The sequence below is a fragment of the Brachyspira catarrhinii genome, assembly GCF_005518285.1.
Lineage (GTDB): Bacteria > Spirochaetota > Brachyspiria > Brachyspirales > Brachyspiraceae > Brachyspira > Brachyspira catarrhinii.
Window position 1 is genome coordinate 1 of record NZ_SJDU01000796.1, and the last position, 425, is coordinate 425.

The following is a 425-nucleotide window of genomic DNA, read 5'->3' on the forward strand; positions in this document are numbered from 1 at the left end:
GCAAAAATAGGAGCAAGTTCTTTCCATTTTTTTAGAGAATACCCACTAAAATATTCTGGTGCCGTAGGCATGCTTTTAGCAGGATTTGGTATTATAACGGCTTTTTTTGGCTTATTCACCGTAGGTGCACCTTTGGTGTGGGCGTTTTTCACCGCAGGTGTGCCGACGAAGTCCGCCTTGGCGTTGGCAGGGGCTTTTTTGGCTTTATCGGGCATTTATACTCCTGAGATTATAATTTAGTTAAAAATCTATATTAATAATAAGTAATATAATATTTTATAACTAGACAAATGTCCGCCTATGGCGTAAAAAAAATAATTCAGGAGCTTTTTCGATATAGGCAAACAGTCGTCTGGTTAGGAAAGTTGTTATTGGAAATTATTTCTTGAAATTATTGATAAAACTTAATAATATATTTTCAAATT

The 425-nt window shown here is 34.8% G+C and carries 1 pseudogene; it reads right to left on the minus strand.

What is annotated here, in order from left to right:
• Window positions 1–215: pseudogene (locus tag EZH24_RS13485) on the minus strand (hypothetical protein); the annotation flags it as partial.
• Window positions 216–425: the final 210 nt, after the last annotated feature.